Raw genomic sequence first — 18,948 nt, 5'->3', positions numbered from 1 at the left:
CCGAACCATACCCGTTTTCGAGGCAAGCTCGACAATTGACCCTCACCCTCAATCCCTCTCCCAGCACGGGCGAGGGATTTTGGGTGACGGAGGTCTGACATCAAAAAGCCGGGAGATTCCCCCCAGCTTTTAAGTGGCTATTATTCATGTCCGTGGGACGTTAGCGTTGAATCAAAATTGATTGACCCCGACTGACTTGCGGAACGGGAAAGGACATTCCCTGAGAGAGAACCGCCGCCGGGCTAAGAGAGCAGCGGCAGAGCATCTCTATTGCGAATTAGCCGCCGGCCATCAGTGCTTGGGCCAGTCCGACATAGAGGGGGATGCCGATCGCGATCGCAACGGGTGTCCCGACGGCTGTAGATGCACCGATATAGGCAGAGGGGTTAGCTGACGGGATACCGGCTCGTAACGTGGGCGGCCCGGAGATATCTGAACTGGAAGCCGCAATCACTGCCAAGATGGCAACGCCGCCAAAACTGAACCCTGTGGTGTAATGGGCGACCATACCGAAACCAAAACCAATGAACCCATGGAGCAGAGGCGCGATCGCAGCATACAAAGCGTACCATTGAGCCACCTTGCGCAGTTCGTTAATTCTGGACCAGGCTTCCATCCCCATCACCAGCATCAAGATGGAAAGAAGTCCACGGAAGAGGGGTTCGTAAAAGCTTTCAACAACACTTTCTGGGCGGGTGAGCAAACCAAGCGCAAGACCCAGTAACAGCGCCGATAAGGCAGAACCTTGCAGACTTTCCTGCACGATGGGCCAAATCTTGACCCCGTGGCCTTGCTGCATACGATACTCACTAGCGGTACTCGGATAGTCGCCTTTTTCGCTGCCCTGCTCGCGCTTCTTCTTACTGGTATAAATGCTAGCCAAGACAATGGCCGTCACGAGCGCGGGGATGTCCATGAAGGGATAGAGTGCACCGGCCCAGGCCTCGAATTCGAGGTCAACACCTGGTCCTTCCATGACCGTGATGCCAGCGGCGAGAGTCGAGCCACTCACCGCACCGAACAAGCCTCCGGTCGCGAGGGCATCCGTCATTCTAATGCCCGGCAGATTGGCCAATGTGTAACGTGCGATGAACACAATGAGAATTCCTGTTGCCGCAGCGAACAGCGCGGGCAACAGCATTTCTTGCAGATTGGACGAGCGGATCGCAATGCCGCCCTTCAAGCCGACTTTGATAAGCAGCATGAAGACGATGAACTTATAGATCGCATCGGGAATTGCCAAGCGGCTACCGAGGGCGGCAACGATGATGCCACCCAGTAAAAATCCAAGGGTTGGGGACTGTAACTGCGATCCAAATTTTGTCAAGAACTCCGTTAGAAAATCCAATGAATACCTCCTTCAGCCTCCTCGAATGAGGAGCAATTAGTGTGAATACATGAGTTTTGAAAACATTGGGAGTGAAGTGCTTCACTCCGACAACGCAGGGACGACGAGGGAACCTATCGCTAGGGAGTTCAAAGAGAGTGACTCTTTGAGCAGGGCAGGATGGCGATCGCGGTTTTGCGTGCCTTCCATACACCTTGGTCTATCAAGATCTAAATCTCTATGGACTTAAGTCTATCCTGAAACTCGCAAATTTTTGCAGTCCTGGCGTTGAATTTGAAACGCAATCTCAAATTCAAATGATAAGTTTTGCTTTTACATAGCAATTTTTATCGTGGGCAGGGCTTGTCCTTCTGCGCCTACCTGCGGGAGTTAAGGCATCTCAACGGCGGGAGCATCCCAGTTTCGCTGTGAACCCACCCCGCACTCCGCACACCCCTTTCGAGGAGGGGATTAGATCAAAAATCTCCTCCTGGGAGGAGTACCCCGCAGGGGGGAAGTGGGTACATTGTCAGTCAACACATCACTGGTCAAAAATGGGATGCTCCCTCAACGGCGGTGTCACAGCCATCCCGCCCGATCACGCACAGTATCGATGCAACAATCCACACGCTCTAACGCTCTGGTAGGTTGTGGTTGAATCGTGTCAGGTTGATCGGCTCAAGGGGCTTTGTCTTCCCGATCAGAGGTGCTGTGTGGGCAACAAAATTACTGGGCTGGATCAAATGAGCGATCAATGACCTCTGTTGCTTGCTGGGATCGGTCATTGCGCAACACAGATAAGTGTTTTTTATAAAATGATTCCGCTAATCTGAGTGGATCTTTTGCGGCTGAATGTCGTGGGTTTACCGATCTTTGTCATAATCTTAAGGATATGGTTCAAGATAAAACCATAGATTCTTGCCTTGAGTTTTTATCAAACACATCAAGAGGTAACTCACATGACCCAAAAAGCCAGCAAGCTCGTGATTGTCACGGAAAAGGTGCTATTGAACAAGGTCGCCAAGATCATTGATGAGGTTGGTGCTACCGGCTATACGGTGGTGGCGGCTGGCGGTAAAGGCAGTCGAGGCGTGCGCTCGTCGGGACAACCTGCCGTTGGCGATACTTACACGAATGTTAAGTTCGAGGTGCTGACTCCTAGTCGAGAGATGGCCGTGCAAATTTCGGATGAGGTCGCTAAGCAGTTTTTTGAGGACTATTCAGGCATTAGTTATGTCTGTGATGTGATGGAAGTGCTGCACGCGCACAAGTTTTAACTCAGCCTGCCTGAGTTCTCCAGCACATTCATGCGAAAAAAAGTGATTGTGACTTTGGCGCGATCGCTGTGACCTGATGTTGAGGATCATCCCCAACATTGATGCAATATTTTGAAATCGTTATTGCATCCTTCAATGACCCCCACCTGGCATCCGCCGAGGTGGGGGAGTGACCGGAGATAACCCGGTCGTAGCTGCGAATAGGCCACCAAGGTTAGTACGGCAACACTTCCGGTTGCTTCTCTAAATCGGATTATTTGTAAGGCCCTGGAATCTCAGGGAGTGGGTTCAGCCCAGAAACACCGTACTCACTGGCTGAAGAGACCTATAGTTTTGGAATTATCTTCCATGCAACGCATCCCAGTCCAAAACCCTGATGGTACTCCTGCCATGCCCACTAAGAGTAGTCGCGCTCAAAAGTGGGTAGCGCAGGGCAAGGCCCAATGGGTGAAAACCAATCTACGGATCAAGGCAGTGCGCCTGAAAGCGGAGCCATCGGGTCGTAATACCCAGCCCATCGTGGTCGGGGTCGATCCCGGCAAACTCTATTCAGGGATTGCCGTTCAATCCGCTCAAGCGACATTATTCCAGTCCCACCTAGAACTCCCCTACCCCAGGGTGCGTGAACGGATGGATCATCGCAGAATGCTACGGCGTTCTCGCCGCAGTCGGCGGATTAATCGAGAGTTACCCTTCCAGCTACGAAATCATCGCCAAAAGCGATTTAACAACCGTAAACAGCAGAAAGTGCCCCCCAGTATCCGAGCCAACCGAGACCTAGAGTTTCGAGTTGTTCAGGAGTTGTCCCAACTATTCCCCATTGCCACCATTGGCTACGAGAAAGTTCGCGCCGACGTGGACTTAACCTCAGGTCGAAAGGGAGCAAATCTGGGAAAGGTTTCTCTCCGGTCATGGTGGGGCAAGCCTACGCCATGAGAAAATGGGAGCAGATTGCCCCCGTCTACACTCGCTACGGGTGGCAGCAGGATGGCAATGGCACCGCTCAACTTCGCTCTGCTTTGGGATTGAAGAAGTCTCAGGACAAAGCAGAACAAATTCCCCAAACCCATGCGGTAGATGGTATCGCTTTAGCCTGTGGATACTTCATCGAGTATCGTCCCTTCCACCGGAAACGCAGTCACGGTTATCTTTGGTTTGGAGAGGTTAAGCTCACATCTGCCCCATTTGTGGTGATTAAACGGCCACCCATCAGTCGCAGGCAACTGCACCTCATGGTTCCCCGTCAGAAGGGTCTACGCCGCAAATATGGGGGCACAGTAACCCGCCATGGATTCCGGAAGGGCGATCTAGTGCGGGCTGAGATGGCAGGTCGCGTCTCGGTGGGCTATGTGAGTGGGGATACAACTCGGCAAGTTTCTGTTTCTGAGTTCACTTGGAAGCGTATTGGGCAGTTTAGTGCTGCCAAGGTTGAGCTACTCTATCGCGCCACGGGTATTTTGGTCAGTTGCCCGCAGAGATTGTCAGTCAGTGGGGCATTTAACCCCGCTGCCTGACGCTTGTTTCCTCCCCCACCTGCGGTGCGAGGTGGGGGTTTCCACAAGGAGTTTTTGATGAATCTAAACGGGGCAATTACCACGGGGGCAGCGTCTATTCCCCTGTGATCGTCAGTTTAATGCATGAGTTGAAAGCGCACTGTAGATAAAACTACAGTGTGCTTTTTTATCCCCTTTTTGAAGGGTTGATGGAAACAGACTAATTGGGGCGATGGATTGGGGATTAACGGTTCACAGACCAAGCGCACCATCGTGAATCACGATGGTGCGCTTGGGTTGAAGCCCAGGGATTATTCAAACCTTAAGGATCAAGGGTCTAGAAATTCATCTCAGCGGCTTGGACTCGTTCGATTTGTTTCTTCTTCAGGACGAGGAAGAGTTGCGAGAGGGCGATCGCAGCAAAGAAGACCAGTAACCATTGAATGCGCGTCGGGTCTTGGAGAACGATTTCCGCTTCCTCTTGGCCGAAGCCACCTACGTTCGGGTCGCTGGTCAGGGCTTGACCCGATTCAACGGTGTCACCGGTGGCCACAATCAACGCAGGGCCCGCCGGCACAGCCACATCAACACTGCCATCAGCCGTATCAATGGTCACGGTCGAACTGCCGTCATCCGCTGATGCGATCGCGCTCACCGTACCCGCTGCACTGGCTTTGAACACATTATTATTGGTCAAATTACCAGCGGGATACACTTGGCCGCGGCCCCGGTTAGCCCCGACATACATGGCGAATTTGCCAAAGTGAACATCCTTATTTGTGGCCGGGTCAGGAGAGAGTACCGGGAAGACAATCTCTTGGTATTGCTCACCCGGCAGCGGGCCCACAATTACCACATTTTCTTGATCATCGCGGTAGGGTTGGAAATAAACCCCGCCCACTTCTTCTTTCAATTCTTCTGAGATGCGATCGGCCGGGGCAATCTTAAAGCCTTCGGGAAGCATCACCACCGCACCCACATTCAAGCCCCCTTTGGAACCATCCCCCAACACCTGTTGAGCATCTAGATCGTAGGGAATTTTGACCACGGCCTTAAACACCGTGTCCGGGGAAACCGCGAGAGGCATTTCCACCTCAGTGGGTTTAGAGGCAAGGTGACAGTTCGCACAAACGATCCGTCCGGTGGCCTCACGGGGCGTTTCTGGGGCCGTTTCTTGGGCCCAAAACGGATAGGCGGCAGCCGGTTGAGCCGCAAAGCCTAACAGGACAACCGTAGCCAGGGCAACTATGGCGAGGGTCTTCGCAGCCCGGCGAATGACATTCTTAAGCAAGTGTTTCATCGGTAACGTTACAAAAAGTCCTAAAGCAAAGGGTGATTGATCTAGCAAGTCAAGGGGGTCGCTCCCTAAGTCCACCAGGGTTTTTCGCCGGTGCGGAAATCGGTTTCTGTCCAAGGGGTGAGAATGACTTTGTCGTCACTGACTTCAGCGTGGGCTAAAGCGAGGGAGAGGGGGGCAGGGCCACGCACCACTTTGCCTTCGGCGTTGTATTGAGAACCATGGCAGGGGCAGATGAATTTATTTGCACTGCCATTCCAGGGCACAACACACCCTAAGTGGGTGCAGATGGCGTTTAAGCCGTAGGAGGTGATTTCGGATTCTTCGTTGACGATTAAGTAAGTGGGGTCACCTTTGAGTCCCTGACTGAGGGCGCGATCGCCGGGTTTGCGATTGGCGACGAACTCACTGACTAGAACATCATTACCGAGGGCATCTTTGGCGGTTACGCCACTGCCTGCGCCACCACTAGAAGGTGGAATAAAATATTTAACGACCGGATATAAGGCCCCTAAGGCTGTGCCGGTAATGGTGCCGAATGTCAGGAGGTTCATGAACTGACGGCGGCCCATGCTGGGGGCATCAGAAGCTGAAATTTGTGTCATAACTCAACGGATCAAGTTTATACTTTTGTTAAGTGTTAGGGGTCTGATGCGTACAATCAGACTGGCTTCGTTGACATCGACAACGCGAGCAGCGTGCAGGTATGGATTAATCAATCATTGCAGCGTAGCAACAACGCTCGATCAGCCATGGAAGTCCTAAGACTCTCGTTAAATTATTACAGAAAAGTTGCATTTACTGGCGATTGATCGCTTCTCAACATGACTGGACAAGATCTTCACCAATGGTTACTGGACAAATGGGGGCGTTCTTACGCGCTGCAAGTTCGTCAAACGAAGGGCAAAATGTATGTGCAAGTGATGTGGAAATATCGGGAGCAGGCCTCTTTCCCGATGGATGAGGCGGAATATTTCGCCCATTTGGATGCCGTGGCGAATTATCTCAATGCCTGGGATGCGATCGCCCAAGTCAAAGCCTATCTCGATGCCACCCGCGAACGACCCCGCCTCGGTAAAGCCGTGAGTATTCCCCTGGACTTGGGCGATCGCGCCTCGGAATGGCTCCTCGATGGGATCTAAGCTCCGAATCATTTAGATTCTGCCCAGGCTTCGATACAATACATGGGACTCTTACCCCCACACCCTGAAGCCCAGGATTATCTTCGCGTTTTTCCCGTTCCTGTTGCACGTCCTACCCCTGCTGCACCCATGGCTACCGCCGACACCAAACCCAAACTTCCCCCCGATCCTGACCTCACCGTCAACGAAGTCCCCGACGACGTTGAAATGTCGATCTTTGAACACCTCGAAGAACTACGCCTACGCCTCTTTGTCTCGCTGATTGCCGTAGCGATCGCCTGTGTTGGTTGTTTCCTCGCCGTTCGCCCCCTCGTTGAATGGCTCGAACAACCCGCCCAGGATGTGAAATTCCTGCAACTTGCCCCCGGTGAATTTTTCTTCGTCTCCTTCAAGGTCGCAGGCTACAGCGGGCTGATTATCTCTAGCCCCTTCATCATTTACCAAGTCATTAAATTTGTCCTCCCCGGTCTCACCCGGCGCGAGCGGCGGCTGCTTGGCCCCGCTGTCCTGGCTTCCGGTGTCCTCTTCTTCGCGGGTCTTGCCTTTTCCTATTGGGTGTTGACCCCCGCCGCGCTGAGCTTTTTCATCAGCTACGGTGCGGATGTGGTGGAGCAAGCCTGGTCGATTGAGAGTTATTTTGAATTTGTGCTCGTGTTGATGTTCTGCACCGGATTAGTGTTTCAAGTGCCGGTGTTGCAGCTTATCTTGGGCCAGCTTGGGATTGTCTCCTCTGGGCAAATGCTCCAAAGTTGGCGCTACGTAATCCTCGTCGCCGTCATCCTAGGAGCCATTCTCACCCCCTCGACCGATCCTGTAACTCAATCCCTGCTTGCAGGCGCGGTGCTGGGTCTCTATTTTGGCGGTATCGGTGTTGTACGGCTAATGGGTAAATAAACGCTCGAACAGGTCTTCGCCATCGGTGACGCGACCTTGGGCGATTTGTTGACGGAGTTCTTGGATGGGTTCACGATTCTTGACTTCTCCCCGTGATTTTAATCCGGGGAGAAGTTAAGGGTACACCCAGAGCGTTGGGAGGTGCTGACCCCAACACAACAAAAGGCTTTTGCACCCCTATGTCCAGATTTTGGGGTTGAGTTGCGCTCAGAAACTGACAGTCTCAAACATCTACAGGCAAAGATGCAGGAGTATTTAGCGAATGGGGCACAATTTGGCTGGTTAATTGACCCGAACAATAAGCGGGTTGAAATTTATCGTCCGGGTCAAGACGTTGAGGAATTAGAGAATCCGATAACCTTGTCTGGAGAGCAGGTTTTGCCAGGGTTTACGTTAACTTTGAAGCGGGTTTGGGCGTGAAGGAGAGAGTGTTTACAATGCAGAGTCAGGTCAATCCAGAGGTACAAGCAATGAGTTCGCTCAAAACATCTTCAGAATCCGCATTACCGACTAATACGTGGATCGCGGCATCCTGGGAAGACTATCTTCAAATGGTTGCTGAACCAACGCTGGCCAAAGCCAAAGGCTATTATCATCACAACCACATGAGGATTGAAATGTCACTCGTTGGCCATAATCATAATGATTCCTTGGGGCACAACGATTGTGGATTTAAATCGCTATCCTGCGCCGGATTTGGTGGTTGCGATCGCGGCTAGTTCGTTGTTGGATGATCAGGGCAATAAGCGTGCTTTGTATGAGGTACTGGGTGTCAAAGAATATTGGGTTGTGGATGTCCAGGCGATCGCTATGTTAGCCTATGCCCTCACCCCCCAGGGTAGCCAGCGGCTGGATGTGTCAAAGGTTTTAAATGGCTTGCCGATGGCGGTGCTGACCACAGCATTGGAGCGCAGTCGGCAGCAGGATCAAGGACAGGTGGGCGCTTGGCTGTTACGGGAGTTTTCGGGGTCATAGCTCATCTTTGTAGTTATTGAGCGGCGACGGGCATCGCCCACCCTACAATTAAAGTCCGTAATTTGTGCATGAAATTGCAGTATCATGTAAAAGTATTGCATTCTATGCAAATATCTATTTACTCATGTGGGCTAAACGTATGGTATTTCGAGCAGACGAAGCAGCACAACGAGGTTATGAGCAGGTAGCAGCGTACTTCATCCCTGGACCGCAGTATGCAGACCAATCCGCTAGGGCACGTAGCAAAGAGGCACTAGCAGAGATAGTTGACGAAATTGGCCCTGTGGTTGATTCCTACCCAACATGGCATCCGCTGGTCTGCAATCATGAACGTCAATATCCTGTGACTACACCCCAGGACTGCTGTGGTTATAAAGGGCTCGACCATACTCGATACTTCGCCAGGGGATTCATCACTTGCCCATACGGCAACGGTCAGGATGTCATCGATTCGGTGAAGTCATTGCTTCCCCACCCGATTGCATATATCACCGCCGAGCGAATTAATGCAAAGTTATATCATCCAGACACAACTCCGATTTTAGTTAAGTGCAACTGGGATAAGCCTCTCGGTATAGATGGAATGATACCGCTGTCCATTGCTATGCCCCTAATTCTTGAGCAAGAGCTTCCATGCTGGCGGTGGTCCCAGGTTGCAGAAACCTGGGAAACGATGCGGTACTATTTCCTGGGTAGCCCTCATGGAGCTCGTTCATCACTCTTTGTGAACCAAGAGACAGGGCAGGCCATAAAAAAAATTTGGAACTCCCTTATTAATACCGGAATGTTCGGACCAATCAAGGTTTGATAACCCAAAAGTCAAAGTTATAATGAGTGAGTTTGATCGCACTTCTTGTCGGATGCGTTAATACGGGGAGTAATTTATCAAAAAATAGATGATTATCGCTCCTGCGTAACGCACAAAACCCCTTGCGCAAGTAGCTGAAAGTCAATAATGAGGTAATTAGAAACGAAGGGATAAACGATGACAGGTCAACTTACACAAGCCATTCAGATTGCCCAATCGCTCTCGTTAGCAGAACAGCTAGAGTTGCTGCAAGCCCTCTCTGAAATCATTCAGCAAACTCATTCCCAAAACACACAGACTCAACCCACAGAATACAATACGGGCTTCTCTACGGAAAGTTTGCAGAGATCCTGGCAGCAGGCAATGGCAGGCGAAACCTTGCCCCTTTCTCAACTCTGGGATGGTGATGAACATTAATCTCACACCTGACCAAGAACGCTTTATTCAAACCAAGCTGCAAACAGGTAAATACCGCTCTGCCGAAGAAGTATTGGAGATTGCATTACGGCTATTGGATGAATACGATCGCGCCGAAGCTGAATGGGTTGAAGACATTCGAGCCAAAATTGATGCAGCGGTTGAAACCTCAGAGCATACCGCTCCAGTGGATGGCGAAACGTTTGTTAACGGCATTCTGGAACGGTTCCAGTAAGCACAGCAGCCATGAGCCGCTACGTTATCAATGTCCTTGCCAGTCAAGACCTCAACGCAATTGCTGACTACTTTACAGAAAATAGTATTGAAGCGGGGGAGCGATTCTTTCAGGCATTTAACCGCAAATGTCAACAACTTGTTGCCTTCCCAAACAGTGGAAAGAGCTATGAATCTATCCGTCCTGGGTTGCGAGGGCTATCTTTTGAGAAATACATTATTTTTTACAGAATTCTCAACAATGGGATTGAAATTCTCAGAGTTGTCAGCGGACGGCAGGATTTTCCATCCATGTTTGCGGAGTCTAGTTAGGGCGATCGCTGATCTCGTAGGGTGCGTTAGCAGGGGAAAATTTGATCAAGAAATAGATAATCCCTGCTCCTGCGTACGGTTTATGAAGTGCTGGAGTATCTAGCGTCCGAGATGACCGAAGCAGAAATTCTCGATGACTTTCCTGATTTGACACAAGAGGATTTAAAAGCCTGTATTGCTTATGCAGCCGACCGTGAACGGCGATTTATGAGTGTTCCATTCTCTGCATGAAATTACGGTTTGATGAAAATTTAATTCACGCTCAGAACTTCTAACTTAATTGTTAAGAAGCAATTTTAAAAGTGCGATCGCTGATTCTGTCGCGCAAACCAGCCTCTAGGGTGACGGAGATTAATCCGCTACGATTACACTGGAGTGCAAGATGTCCACATCGTGAAGAATTTCGACGGATGAGCGATCGCAGTCCCCGCCATGATCCCCCCGCCCTTTGGTGGTTTTTGATTGTCCTCTCTGGGGGTGGCCATCTGTTGCTACTGTTGTTTCTGCCGTCCACAGCCGTCCAAATCGCCATGCCCACGGGTCTGCTTACCCCGGACTGGATACCCGTCACCCTCTACGATAGCCCCGTTCCCGCTGCGCCCCAACTGGCCCCCATTCCCGTAGAACCTGCAACCCAAGCCCCCGCCACTGCACCCAATCCATCCCCAAATCCCTCACCCAGTCCCTCACCCAGTCCCTCACCCAGTCCATCCCCATCCCCAAATCCCTCACCCAGTCCCTCACCCAGTCCCTCACCCAGTCCATCCCCATCCCCGAATCCCTCACCCAGTCCCTCACCCAGTCCATCCCCATCCCCATCCCCATCCCCATCCCCATCCCCAAATCCATCCCCATCCCCGAATCCATCCCCATCCCCCCGACCCTCGCCCCCCGTGTTACCGCCGCCACCGGGGACTAATGAGGGAGTGAGTCCGGGCAATGGGGGGACTGCTGACGCGACGGAATTTATGGCGATCGCAGCCAATCCGACGCTACCCAGTTTTACCAATGCCTACGGGGAAACGGTGCAGCGGGATGTCCCGGATCAGCTTGCCACGGTGCGTACGGCGGAAAAAAAATTAGCGATCGCGCAATATCTCGCGCCGTTGGGGTTAACCTTGACCGAGCCGCTTATTTTGGATGTGGTGGTGATTATCGATGCCACAGGACGCGCCGAAGTTTTGCCCGACAAAACAACGGTGCTAGCGGGATCGCTAACACCGTCACAGGCGGGAGCCGTAGCGGCCAAAATTATTGAAACCTGGCAATTCAATCCAACGTTGGATCAAGGTCAGCCGAAAGCCTTTGACTACACGATTCGGTTAACCCTGCGGCCCTTAGCGTGAGGTGAGGGCGGTTTCGTCGTCGGATTGCAGCAGACTATTCAACAAACTGGAAATAAACGAGAGCGCCAGGGACCCGAAGAGCGCCGGGAAAAAGCCCGCCACGGTAAAGCCGGGGGTGAGATAACCCACTAAACCAAAGGCGATCGCATTCACCACCAGCAAAAACAAACCCAACGACAGCACCGTCAGCGGCAGGGTGAACAACACCAAAATCGGCTTCACCACTGCATTCACAATCCCAAACACCGGAGCCGCAATCAACGCAGAGGTCAACCCCGCCATGCTCAAACCGGGAATCAACCACACGGTTAAAAGCACCGCTGCCGCTGAAACTAACCACGTGACTAAAAATTGCACCATAGGAACCTCCCAAATCAGTACGAGCAGTGTGCGATCGTGGGGATCTTCTGCCCTTTTCCTAACGGTATCAATTTTCTCCCTCGGTGCGCCCCTCGTAATTTCCGAACCGGAGCACCACCAGACGCACATGGACAAAGGGCTAGGACGTGTTGACGTTTTAAGGAATGAATCGATGGGTTGTCAGAGTAGCCACTCAATCGGTGGAGTCGCAAAGGAATCTGGCAAAAAGTAAGTCATGCGATCGCTAAGCTAATCGACTGGGAGACTCTGAACATAGACAGCACCTGAATACAGGACAAAAAATCAGGCTTTGGCTGAAACCCTGATGATTTCGTAGGTTGGATGGAACAATGGCAAAACTCAACACGCTCCCTAAAAATCCATAGTCTGTCGTGCGGGCATCTTGCCCGCTAGGACTCAGACAAAATAGGGAGCAGGATGCTCCCACCCCCGCTAGGACTCAGACAAAATAGGGAGCAGGATGCTCCCACCCCATCAAAATCAAGATGCCGCCGTACATTTCAACGTTTGTCCTGTACTCAGACAGCACAACCGTCCGCGCCCATCCCTGTATTGAGCTTACCTACTTAGTGGACTGCTTTTTCAATAAAATCAAGAAAATCAAGCGATTCCGACGAATCTTTACTCGTCATGAAAAACTGTTGAGAAATTACGTTTGCCTACTTGGAGGCAATCCACAATTTGGCTCAGATGAAATGTCCACACGTCCTAGCCCCCAATTCTCCCTGGGACTTTCACCCCCTAACGCTGCACATTCTGCCAAGACTCGCGGCCCTGGGAAATTTTCAAATTCACTAAAGATAGGCTAAAAATTACCAAAAACAAGACTAAACCAATCGTACAGGCATAGCTGATTTCCAAATTTTGAAACGCCTGTTCATAGAGGTAATACACCACCGTTTTTGAGCTATTCAACGGCCCTCCCTGGGTCATGATGTAGATTTCTTCAAACACTTTCATCGCCGAAATTGAAGAAATGACCGTCACCAAAACCAGGTATGGCCGCATCAAAGGTACAGTAATATCCCAATGCTGACGTAATCCTGTTGAACCATCCAAGGCAGCCGCTTCGTAGAGATCATTGGGAATCCCTTGTAAGCCGGCTAAATAGATCACCATGTAGTACCCCAACCCTTTCCAAACCGTCACCACCATCACACTCCAGATTGACCAATTTGGACTCGTTAACCAAGGAATTTGGCTCGAAAATCCCAGGCCTTGCAGCAGTTGATTGAGCAGTCCATTAGATGAGTACAGGGCATTCCAGGCAATCCCAGCCACTACCATGGAAATCACCACTGGCGCGTAGAAGGCCATCCGAAACCAGTGAATTCCCTTGAGTTTCTGATTGACCAAGATGGCTAGTCCTAACGGTAAAAACACGAGGACAGGCACAACCCCCACCAGATAAATCAGTGTATTCCCTAGGGTCTGCCAAAAAACGGCATCTTGACTCAAGCGTTGAAAATTTTCCCAGCCGATCCATACGGGGGTTTGGGTGATGTCATATTCGTAGCGGGTAAAGCTGAGGGCAAAGGCTTGGAGGGCTGGAAAAAAGACTGTTAATGTCAGTAAAAAGAGGGCAGGAAATAAAAAAAGATAGGGAGTCCATCGAGATGAATTAAAGGGCCACAGCATTCGCATCGGTTGACGTTCAGAAAGAAGAATTGTATTAAGGTTAACAGTCAAGGGAGAATTTTTTGCGGTTCAATCAGGCCAGGAGCTTGATGGTGACTCTACAGTTTGTCTCTTCTCTGCTTGTTCAAGCTGAAATCATTCATTCTGGAACTACACTGGTGGTTAAGTCGGAACGGCGTGAAATACTGTGCAACCTTTTAGTCAGGGTCTGGCTGCTTTGAATACATTATTTGCATCAGAGGGACATTCATCGACCCAGATTGCCGTCACCCAAAACGAGGATCTGGCTTTTAAGCTGTTGTTGGGGATGCCCGTGCCGATGCTGGTGGCGCGACTGGCAGACCGAGAGGTGCTGTATCGTAATGACCATTTTGATCAGGTGTTTGGGGTTGTCCAGACTAAAACTTACTTGGACATGTATTTTAATCCCAGTGCCTGGCAGGTGATTCAGCAGGCGTTGTTGCAGTGTCATTTCCTCTCCAATTATGAACTGGAATTGCGGCGGCCGGATGGAGACTCGTTATGTGCGGTGGTGTCGTTACAGTTGTTGCAGCACCAGGGCGAAGATCTGGTGTTGGGGACGTTTTTGGATACGACGTATCCACGGGCGATTGAGCAGGCGTTACAGGCTAATCAACGGCGTTTGGTGGCGATTACGAACCATCTGCCGGGTTTGATCTATCGCCTCTGTCTCACGACGCAACGGCTGGAGTTTATGAGTGAGGGGGGAGAGGGGTTGACGGGGTATCGGACGCGAGATTTTACCCACGATCGCAGCATCACGTTGAGGGATTTGATCCATCCGGAGGATCGCGTCCAAGTGCAGCGGATGCTTGAGGCGGCGTTAGAGCAGCAGGTGTCCTATCGGATGGACTATCGCATGGTGACGCGCACGGGAGAGCAAAAATGGGTGTGTGACCAGGGGTATGGGGTTGTGACTCCTCAGGGCAATGTGGCGATCGAGGGGTTAATCACGGAGATCACTGACCAAAAGCGGGCGGAGGAGGAGCGCCAACTGTTGCAGGAACTGAGCCAGATGATTGGCGAGGCGGCGGATTTAGAAACGGCGTTGCAGGGGGTGTTGGCGCGGGTCTGTGAGACGACGGGGTGGGCGTTGGGGGAGGTGTGGTGTCCGGGGCCGTCGGGGCAGGTGTTGGAGTTGCATCCGGCTTGGTATCGGAGTGCGTCGTTGCGCCATGCCCAGGAGTTTCGCATTTACAGTGGGGATTTTCGGTTTGCGCGGGGGGTGGGGTTACCGGGGCGGGTCTGGCAGTTGGAGAAGCCCCAGTGGTTTCCGGATGTGTCCCTTGATCCGACGTTTGTGCGATCGCAACTCGCCCTGCGTTGTGGGTTGCGATCGGGGTTTGGTGTGCCGATTATTGCCGAGGGGACGGTGGTGGCGGTGCTGGTGTTTTTCACGATGGAAGCGCGGTTACGTGACCCGCGCCTGTTGGATCTGATTAATGCGATCGCCACTCAACTCAGTGGCATGATTCGCCGCAAACAGGCCATTGACGACGCGCTCCACTCCCAGCTTGCCCTCCAAGAAAGCCAACGCCAACTGACGAGCCTCATTGATGCCTTGCCGGGAGTCTTTTTTCGTGCTTCGGCCCAGGTAGATTGGCCGATGCTCTACCTCAGTGAAGGCTGTTACGGCATCACGGGCTACACCAGTGCTGAATTAATTGCCAGTGGGTTTCATTCGTTTAATGAGTTGATCCACCCCGACGATCGCACGCGGATTCTCCAGGCGATTCGCCGGGCCTTAGCCCAACGGAAACGCTACAACCTGGAATATCGGATCATCACCAAAACGGGGGAAGAGCGTTGGGTGTGGGAGCGGGGCCATGGGGTCTATGATGAGGCGGGCGAGTTGGGGATGATTGAGGGGCTAATCACCGATATTAACGATCGCCACCAGATGGAACGGGCGTTACGCAATTCGGAAACCGAGCAGCGGGTTTTGATGTCGGCGATGAGTGATGTGATCTGTGTGTTTGATCGCCAGGGGCGCTGCTTGCGATCGCAGATTCCCCCCACCTTAACCCCCTTCTTTGCGCCCCTCGGCACTCCCCCCACCGCCCCCGTTGCCACCCTCCTCAACGCCCCCCAAATCGCCGCGCACCAAGCAGCGATCGCCTTCGTCCTCACCCACCAAACCCCCCAAGTGGATCTCGAACTCACCCTCAGCCACGCCGGTCAAAACCGCTGGTTTGCCGCCAACATTTCACCCCTCGACTGCGATCGTGTCATTTGGGTGGCGCGGGACATCACCCTTTGGAAAGCCGCCGAAGCCGAACGCCAAACCCACCTAGGGGAACTCGAAGCCCTCTTTGCGGCCATGACCGATCTAATCCTCGTGCTCAGCGCCGATGGAACATATTTAAAAATAGCCCCCACCAATACCGCCTTGCTCTACCGCCCCGCCGATGTCTTACTCGGACAGTCGATCACCGATATTTTCCCCCCCGACCTCGCCGCTCTCTTTCTCCGCACCATCGATCAGGTGCTCGCCACCGGTGAGACCTTACACGATCTGGAATATTGTTTGAACATGGGCGATCGCTCCATCTGGTTTGTCGCCACCGTATCCCCCACCCGTGAACATACCGTCGTCTGGGTGGCCCGCGACATCACCACCACCAAACTCGCCCAACAGGCCCTCGCCGAAGCCGAACAAAACTATCGCAGTATTTTTGAAAATGCCCTCGAAGGGATCTTCCAGACCTCCCCCGATGGCATCTACCTCAGCGCCAACCCCGCCTTGGCCCGCATCTATGGCTACCCTTCCCCAATGGAGTTAATCAGTTCCCTCACCGACATCGGCCATCAGCTTTACGTTGACCCCCAGCAGCGGGAAGAATTTCAAGATGTGATGCAAAAACAGGGGGTCGTGATTGGGTTTGAATCCCAGGTCTACCGCAAAGATGGCACGGTGATTTGGATTTCAGAAAATGCGCGGGCCGTGCGGGATGAACGGGGGAATATTCTCCGCTACGAAGGGATGGTGATGGACATTACCAACCAGAAAGCCGTCGAAGCCGAACTGCATCGCCGCGCCTTTTATGACCCCCTCACCCAATTGCCCAACCGGGCTTTGTTTCAACTGCGCCTCAATGAAGCGATCGCCCGTAGCCAAACCTCTGCGGCCGATGTTGATAGCGAACTGTATCATTTTGCGGTCTTATTCTTAGACCTCGATCGCTTCAAAGTGGTTAACGACAGCTTGGGGCATTTGGTGGGGGATCAACTCCTGATCGCCATTGCTCGCCGCATTGAAGACTGTTTACGCACCGATGACATTGTGGCCCGACTCGGCGGCGATGAATTTACGATTTTGCTCGATGCGATCGAAGACATCAACACCGCCACCCGCATCGCCGAGCGCATTGAAACCGCCCTCCGCGCCCCGTTTGATCTCAACGGCTATCAAGTCTTCACCGGGGCCAGCATTGGGATTGTGCTCAGTGGTAATCTCAACGTGTCGGAAACGGAATGGGAAGGGCAAACGGCAGAAGAACTCCTGCGCGATGCGGATACCGCCCTCTACCAAGCCAAAGCACGGGGCAAAGGTCGGTATGAACTGTTCACGCCCACGATGCACGACAAAGCCATGAGTCAAATGAAGTTGGAAACGGAACTCCGCCAAGCCATTGAAGCTCAACTCTTCCAACTGCACTATCAGCCCATTATTAACCTGAAAACTGGGATGATTCAGGGTCTAGATGCCTTGCTCTATTGGCATCACCCGCAGCAGGGTTTGATTCCGGCCCTTGAGCATTGGCAACAGGTGGAGGAAACGGGCCAATGGTTGGCGATGACCCACTGGATGATCTCCACCGTCTGTGAGCATCTGCAACAGTGGGAATTAACCACCGATATTTTTGTCCATATCCATTGTTCGGCGCGGCAATATGGTCATCCTGAGTTTTTAAAGCAGCTCGACACCATTTGTGCGCAAACCCAGGTGAAGCCGAGTCAGCTTCGGTTGGCCGTGACCGATGGGTTTTGGGAGCATCAGACAGCAGGATGGCATGAGCAGTTAACCGCCCTGCGCGATCGCAATATTCGCCTCTGCATTACGGAATTTGGCACGAGTCATACGAGTTTGCATCGTTTACAACAGTCACCCATCCAGAGCTTTAAGCTCGACCCCGTTTTAATTCAAGAGCTTGGCGACCCAGGGGAAACCCGCGAAACCCTCCGCATTTTGATTATTTTGGCCCATCAGTTTCACCTTGATGTGATCGCCTCCCATGTCACCACCGCCCAACAGGTGGAAATTTTGCGGGAGTTGAATTGTGATTTTGTCCATGGCCCCCTCTTTGCGGAAACCTTTGATGCCGTGGCGATGAAGCACCTGCTCCACCAGTCCCCGCCCTTAATGCTGTGATACCTCACCCATACCGGATCGGGTGTGGGTGAGCCAGAGGCTCGCACTCCTTCCGGGAATCCTCTGTAGTGCGAGCTTCTAGCTCATTGCCCTGATCGCAAAATTGGCAGCTTGGTGCAGGAATTAGGTTTGATTATCTTTGATAAAGTTTATTTATATTTAATGGGTCTTTATATTCTCTGAAATTATAGATATAGTATGAACAACGCAGCAAACCAATGCACTGCACGGAATTCATTCACGTTTGTTAGAGGCTGAATTATGTTGAACTCAACCCACTCGTTACCATCATCCCACCCTCGCTTTGCACCCTTGCAACCCGTGCGCACTTGGCTTCAGAGTATGGCGATCGCCAACGCAACCATGGCCCGCCGCCTCTGTACCGTAATCCCCAATCAATGCCCCTTCGCCCGTGAAATCCGGATCTTAGGCCGCAAAGTCGCACAAATCCCGCCTTTGTGCAAACTCAACCCCCTCTACCCCGAATTGATGGAACTCCGGTTCCGCGCTCTCTGTTACTTAGCCGATGAATGCAATGAAGACATCAGCGCCTATTGCTAATTGGGGGTAGACTGTCCCCGCGATCGCCCAGGCGGTGCTAGGTGCGAGCGGCACAATAGGCACGCCATCCCCCGTATTCCGTAATCTCCCGTCCCTGCTCACAGCAGATCGCTTCTCCCACTACGCCTAACACCTCTTCACCATCCACGAGGCGCACCTTTCCCACAGATAATCCTGGGGGTTCCTGCTGCAAAATCTGTGCAATCCCAGCGGCAGGAACGGCCCACAGTTCGACGGCTACCGCAACGCCCCCTTGGGCAACGCGCTGCATGGCAGGATGGCGATCGCCAATCGTCCAAAGGCGGTAACAGGGTTCCGTTGTCGTTTCGCGGACAAAGGTGGCATTGACTGCGAGGAGATTGCCATTAAGTTCTAAACCTCGCATCAGCGTGCCATTGACGGCTAATAAAATGGTGTCGGTCATAGTGTGTTCTTGAAAATCTCACAGGATGC

General features: G+C 52.3%; 17 protein-coding genes and 3 pseudogenes. 14 read left to right on the top strand and 6 right to left on the bottom strand.

All coding sequences use genetic code 11. The features are described from left to right. Positions 1 to 277 precede the first annotated feature (277 nt). A complete protein-coding gene (locus tag SPI6313_RS08730; RefSeq protein WP_072620643.1) occupies positions 278 to 1,348 on the bottom strand; it encodes a sodium-dependent bicarbonate transport family permease in 1,071 nt (356 codons plus the stop codon). A gap of 938 nt (positions 1,349 to 2,286) precedes the next feature. Between SPI6313_RS08730 and SPI6313_RS08725 the strand changes: the two genes are divergently transcribed. Next, positions 2,287 to 2,604 (top strand): P-II family nitrogen regulator, encoded by a 318-nt coding sequence (locus tag SPI6313_RS08725; RefSeq protein WP_072620642.1) that lies wholly within the window; start codon positions 2,287 to 2,289, stop codon positions 2,602 to 2,604. Between the two features lie 348 nt (positions 2,605 to 2,952). Further along, positions 2,953 to 4,118, top strand: a pseudogene (locus tag SPI6313_RS25070) (RRXRR domain-containing protein). Between the two features lie 316 nt (positions 4,119 to 4,434). On the opposite strand, the gene petA reads toward SPI6313_RS25070, so the two are convergent. Further along, positions 4,435 to 5,397, bottom strand: coding sequence for a cytochrome f (petA, locus tag SPI6313_RS08715; protein ID WP_072620641.1), 963 nt, complete (start codon positions 5,395 to 5,397; stop codon positions 4,435 to 4,437). Positions 5,398 to 5,462: 65 nt separating this feature from the next. Next, a complete protein-coding gene (gene petC / locus SPI6313_RS08710; RefSeq protein ID WP_072620640.1) occupies positions 5,463 to 5,999 on the bottom strand; it encodes a cytochrome b6-f complex iron-sulfur subunit in 537 nt (178 codons plus the stop codon). A gap of 219 nt (positions 6,000 to 6,218) precedes the next feature. Here petC and SPI6313_RS08705 point away from each other — a divergent pair, with 219 nt between their 5' ends. From SPI6313_RS08705 to SPI6313_RS23460, 10 genes and pseudogenes are all read left to right on the top strand, one after another. Further along, positions 6,219 to 6,536, top strand: a complete 318-nt coding sequence (locus tag SPI6313_RS08705) for a DUF3067 family protein (protein WP_072620639.1) — start codon at positions 6,219 to 6,221, stop codon at positions 6,534 to 6,536. Positions 6,537 to 6,665: 129 nt separating this feature from the next. Beyond that, a complete protein-coding gene (tatC, locus tag SPI6313_RS08700) occupies positions 6,666 to 7,430 on the top strand; it encodes a twin-arginine translocase subunit TatC (protein ID WP_072620638.1) in 765 nt (254 codons plus the stop codon). 120 nt (positions 7,431 to 7,550) lie between these two features. Beyond that, a pseudogene (locus SPI6313_RS08695) lies at positions 7,551 to 7,850 on the top strand (Uma2 family endonuclease); the annotation flags it as partial. Between the two features lie 222 nt (positions 7,851 to 8,072). Next, positions 8,073 to 8,405 carry a Uma2 family endonuclease gene (locus tag SPI6313_RS08690; protein WP_245788664.1) on the top strand — a complete coding sequence of 111 codons (333 nt, stop codon included), beginning with the start codon at positions 8,073 to 8,075 and terminating at the stop codon, positions 8,403 to 8,405. A gap of 139 nt (positions 8,406 to 8,544) precedes the next feature. Continuing rightward, complete coding sequence (locus SPI6313_RS08685) at positions 8,545 to 9,213, top strand: hypothetical protein (RefSeq protein WP_072623065.1); 669 nt, start codon at positions 8,545 to 8,547, stop codon at positions 9,211 to 9,213. Positions 9,214 to 9,390: 177 nt separating this feature from the next. Beyond that, positions 9,391 to 9,630 carry a hypothetical protein gene (locus SPI6313_RS08680; RefSeq protein WP_072620637.1) on the top strand — a complete coding sequence of 80 codons (240 nt, stop codon included), beginning with the start codon at positions 9,391 to 9,393 and terminating at the stop codon, positions 9,628 to 9,630. Further along, positions 9,620 to 9,865 carry a ribbon-helix-helix domain-containing protein gene (locus tag SPI6313_RS08675; protein WP_072623064.1) on the top strand — a complete coding sequence of 82 codons (246 nt, stop codon included), beginning with the start codon at positions 9,620 to 9,622 and terminating at the stop codon, positions 9,863 to 9,865. Before SPI6313_RS08680 ends, SPI6313_RS08675 begins: the two co-directional genes overlap by 11 nt. A gap of 11 nt (positions 9,866 to 9,876) precedes the next feature. After that, positions 9,877 to 10,176 (top strand): type II toxin-antitoxin system RelE/ParE family toxin, encoded by a 300-nt coding sequence (locus tag SPI6313_RS08670; RefSeq protein WP_072620636.1) that lies wholly within the window; start codon positions 9,877 to 9,879, stop codon positions 10,174 to 10,176. A 75-nt stretch (positions 10,177 to 10,251) separates the two neighbouring features. Next, positions 10,252 to 10,407 (top strand): annotated as a pseudogene (locus SPI6313_RS08665) (DUF433 domain-containing protein); the annotation flags it as partial. A 179-nt stretch (positions 10,408 to 10,586) separates the two neighbouring features. Then, complete coding sequence (locus tag SPI6313_RS23460; RefSeq protein WP_175551107.1) at positions 10,587 to 11,522, top strand: hypothetical protein; 936 nt, start codon at positions 10,587 to 10,589, stop codon at positions 11,520 to 11,522. Here the strand turns inward: SPI6313_RS23460 and SPI6313_RS08650 are convergent. Further along, positions 11,514 to 11,882: a phage holin family protein gene (locus tag SPI6313_RS08650; protein ID WP_072620632.1), complete on the bottom strand. Its 369-nt coding sequence runs from the start codon at positions 11,880 to 11,882 to the stop codon at positions 11,514 to 11,516. The genes SPI6313_RS23460 and SPI6313_RS08650 overlap by 9 nt on opposite strands. Positions 11,883 to 12,644: 762 nt before the next feature. Next, complete coding sequence (locus tag SPI6313_RS08645) at positions 12,645 to 13,547, bottom strand: ABC transporter permease subunit (RefSeq protein ID WP_072620631.1); 903 nt, start codon at positions 13,545 to 13,547, stop codon at positions 12,645 to 12,647. 181 nt (positions 13,548 to 13,728) lie between these two features. Here SPI6313_RS08645 and SPI6313_RS08640 point away from each other — a divergent pair, with 181 nt between their 5' ends. Beyond that, entirely contained in the window at positions 13,729 to 17,934 is a 4,206-nt protein-coding gene (locus tag SPI6313_RS08640) for a PAS domain-containing protein (RefSeq protein WP_072620630.1), read from the top strand. Between the two features lie 261 nt (positions 17,935 to 18,195). Beyond that, positions 18,196 to 18,495, top strand: coding sequence for a Mo-dependent nitrogenase C-terminal domain-containing protein (locus tag SPI6313_RS08635; RefSeq protein ID WP_072620629.1), 300 nt, complete (start codon positions 18,196 to 18,198; stop codon positions 18,493 to 18,495). Between the two features lie 37 nt (positions 18,496 to 18,532). Here the strand turns inward: SPI6313_RS08635 and SPI6313_RS08630 are convergent, their stop codons facing one another. Continuing rightward, positions 18,533 to 18,919: an allophanate hydrolase-related protein gene (locus tag SPI6313_RS08630; protein WP_072620628.1), complete on the bottom strand. Its 387-nt coding sequence runs from the start codon at positions 18,917 to 18,919 to the stop codon at positions 18,533 to 18,535. Positions 18,920 to 18,948 lie beyond the last annotated feature (29 nt).

Origin of the sequence: Spirulina major PCC 6313 (assembly GCF_001890765.1) — a bacterium.
Classification (GTDB): Bacteria; Cyanobacteriota; Cyanobacteriia; order Cyanobacteriales; family Spirulinaceae; genus Spirulina; species Spirulina major.
Note: the sequence above shows the minus strand (reverse complement) of the source record. Positions and strands in the feature narration are given on the sequence as shown.

What these genes read in the sequence shown, in the direction of transcription:
- SPI6313_RS08690 (WP_245788664.1), top strand. Translation starts at nt 8,073, where the DNA reads ATGATTCCTTGGGGCACAACGATTGTGGATTTAAATCGCTATCCTGCG.
- SPI6313_RS08725 (WP_072620642.1), top strand. Translation starts at nt 2,287, where the DNA reads ATGACCCAAAAAGCCAGCAAGCTCGTGATTGTCACGGAAAAGGTGCTA.
- SPI6313_RS08650 (WP_072620632.1), bottom strand. Translation starts at nt 11,882, where the DNA reads ATGGTGCAATTTTTAGTCACGTGGTTAGTTTCAGCGGCAGCGGTGCTT.
- SPI6313_RS23460 (WP_175551107.1), top strand. Translation starts at nt 10,587, where the DNA reads ATGAGCGATCGCAGTCCCCGCCATGATCCCCCCGCCCTTTGGTGGTTT.
- SPI6313_RS08685 (WP_072623065.1), top strand. Translation starts at nt 8,545, where the DNA reads ATGGTATTTCGAGCAGACGAAGCAGCACAACGAGGTTATGAGCAGGTA.
- SPI6313_RS08705 (WP_072620639.1), top strand. Translation starts at nt 6,219, where the DNA reads ATGACTGGACAAGATCTTCACCAATGGTTACTGGACAAATGGGGGCGT.
- SPI6313_RS08670 (WP_072620636.1), top strand. Translation starts at nt 9,877, where the DNA reads ATGAGCCGCTACGTTATCAATGTCCTTGCCAGTCAAGACCTCAACGCA.
- petC (WP_072620640.1), bottom strand. Translation starts at nt 5,999, where the DNA reads ATGACACAAATTTCAGCTTCTGATGCCCCCAGCATGGGCCGCCGTCAG.
- SPI6313_RS08680 (WP_072620637.1), top strand. Translation starts at nt 9,391, where the DNA reads ATGACAGGTCAACTTACACAAGCCATTCAGATTGCCCAATCGCTCTCG.
- SPI6313_RS08645 (WP_072620631.1), bottom strand. Translation starts at nt 13,547, where the DNA reads ATGCGAATGCTGTGGCCCTTTAATTCATCTCGATGGACTCCCTATCTT.
- SPI6313_RS08630 (WP_072620628.1), bottom strand. Translation starts at nt 18,919, where the DNA reads ATGACCGACACCATTTTATTAGCCGTCAATGGCACGCTGATGCGAGGT.
- SPI6313_RS08675 (WP_072623064.1), top strand. Translation starts at nt 9,620, where the DNA reads ATGAACATTAATCTCACACCTGACCAAGAACGCTTTATTCAAACCAAG.
- tatC (WP_072620638.1), top strand. Translation starts at nt 6,666, where the DNA reads ATGGCTACCGCCGACACCAAACCCAAACTTCCCCCCGATCCTGACCTC.
- SPI6313_RS08635 (WP_072620629.1), top strand. Translation starts at nt 18,196, where the DNA reads ATGTTGAACTCAACCCACTCGTTACCATCATCCCACCCTCGCTTTGCA.
- petA (WP_072620641.1), bottom strand. Translation starts at nt 5,397, where the DNA reads ATGAAACACTTGCTTAAGAATGTCATTCGCCGGGCTGCGAAGACCCTC.